The organism is Candidatus Phytoplasma pruni (assembly GCF_001277135.1).
GTDB classification, from domain to species: domain Bacteria; phylum Bacillota_I; class Bacilli_A; order Acholeplasmatales; family Acholeplasmataceae; genus Phytoplasma; species Phytoplasma pruni.
Window position 1 is genome coordinate 1 of the sequence record NZ_LHCF01000034.1, and the last position, 2,361, is coordinate 2,361.

Annotated in this window: 1 protein-coding gene; it reads right to left on the bottom strand. The window is 18.6% G+C overall.

Annotated elements, in window-relative coordinates; genetic code table 11:
* Positions 1–37: 37 nt before the first annotated feature.
* Positions 38–1,963, bottom strand: a complete 1,926-nt coding sequence (locus CPX_RS02765) for a hypothetical protein (protein WP_053521628.1) — start codon at positions 1,961–1,963, stop codon at positions 38–40.
* Positions 1,964–2,361 lie beyond the last annotated feature (398 nt).

Below are 2,361 nucleotides of genomic sequence, written 5' to 3' on the forward strand. Positions count from 1 at the left end.
TGATTAAAACTACCTTGATATTAAATATTACAAATTATTAATTTAAATATTGATATAAAGGATTAATATAATTGTTAAAATGAGTAAATCTTACTTTTTTATCTAAATTATTTTTAAAAGGTTGTTTGACTTGTAATTTAGTTAAATTAAAACATTTATTCATTAAATTACATGTTTTAAAATATTTTGAACTATTAATATAATTATCGAATAATTTTTTTTCATAAAATATGATGCCATAAAAAAATGATAATTGTCCTTTTTGTTTAATATATTTCGACATATATTTATTTTTATTTTCTATAAAACGTTTATTGTTATTAAATGCTTGTAAATATTTATTATTATCTTTAAATAAATTATCATTAATATCTAAAATATTATTTCTTAATATTTTAAAAAACATATGTTGTGGATCAAAATTTAAAATATTACTAAGATACAAATTAGTTAATTGATATTTAGGATGTTGCAAATCAAAAGGTAAAAATTTTAAAGTTTTAGTAATAGGTAATTTTTGACAACTTTTAGAAAATTGAAATAGACGTTTACTTGTTAAATAATTTTTCTTTTGTAAAATCATTTTTTTAATTTCTTTATCATTACCAACATACTCAGCATACTTAGTAACATATTTAGAAATAATAGAAGAACTATCTTCTTTACAAATACTTTGTTTCAATTGACATTCATTTATTTCTAATTTAATTTTTGCATTATTTTTAAAAACTTGTAAATTTTGAGAACGAGGATTTAACCTTTTTAAATTAGATAAACCTTTTTCATTATTAATAATATCAGCCCATAATTTAAAGACATGAGGAATAATTAAATTTTTATTTTTAACTTTTTTCCAACCATTCTTATCATTATATCTATGTTGATGTTTCTCGTAATATGTTTTATTTTCTAAAAATTCTGAATTATTTATTAAACCTTTTTTTTGACACATCATTTCATTAGTAAAACCAAAAATTTTTAATAAATCAATATTAAACATAATATGAAAATGCCATACATTCCTATTATTTTTAGTTTGTATTTGTGAAGCAATAAAATATTTAAATTTTTTTAAAAATTTAATAATCTTATCTTTTGTAAAACCTTTTTGATGTAAAATTTGTCTATATTCATAGCGTAATTTATTAATAAATTTTTTTACTAATTGATGTGTTTGATCATAATTTTTAACCTCTTTTGATAAAGAACCGTTAGCATTGTGATGTGGTAAAGTAAGCGTTAACCAACTAATCTTTTGTTCCTCAGCAAAATTATAAATAGCTTTAAAACGAGCATTTGTTTTAGATTGTCTTAAATTTCTTTTAATATCTTCTATTTTACTTTCTAAATTAAGAGAAGAGTTTAAAAAAGAATTGTTATTTTTATCATTATTAATGATAAAACAAGTATCTTCATAAAATTTTTGTAATTTTTTATCATCATTAAATAACTGTTTTAAAGCATTTTTAGGTAAAATAATATTTTTGTCTAAATATGTTTTTTCTAAAAAAATCAATATTTCTTGTTTATTTCTCGTTTGGAATTGCTTTTTAGCTTGGGAATATAATAAAGCAAGCTGATTATTAACAACATTATTAACATATTTACTTAAATCATAATCATAATAAGTAGTTATTTTATTAATTCCCTTTAAATTTAATTCATAATTAATAAAAGCCGCTTTTGTTTCGTATAAATTTTTAACTCTATTTTTTTGCATAACTGATAAAAGACGATATAAATGCAAACTAAAAAATTTCGAAAAACCACCTGTACCATAATCAGTAGTTTTGAAAAAAAATAAATTATTCTCATAATGTTTGATAATTTGTTCTCTTTCAAAATTACTCAAAAATTTATTATTCATAAATTTTTCATTAATTAAATCAAACGTTTTTTGAGCATGAAAAGACAATTTAACATCTTTTTTATTCATAGTGTAATCGTTTAAATTTAATAACATTTTTATACTCCTTTAATTTATATTTATAAAAAATTCAATCTTATAATACTTTATACATTAAAATACATTATTTTGCGTTCAGTTTTCGTTGTTTAAGTGTTTATTTAACAACCAACTTATAAAAATTTTAATTTATCTTTTTTTAATTTAATTCTTTTTATTCATCCGTTTATCAATCCTTTGACACTATAAACTTTTATTTTTTAGGTCTCACATATAAAAATTTCGTTAAAAAAAACTCATTTTTATACATTCGACCCAAAATAAAAGTTTATTTAACGTGTTAAGAATGATAAACGAATGTATATTGATTAATAAAAGAAATAAAAACTTAAATGAATTCTATAACTACATTAAAGTTATTAAATATCAAAAATTATATATTAAAGCCAGCATTT

Coding starts and splice junctions, on each gene's coding strand:
- CPX_RS02765 (WP_053521628.1), bottom strand. CDS start 1,963: ATGTTATTAAATTTAAACGATTACACTATGAATAAAAAAGATGTTAAA.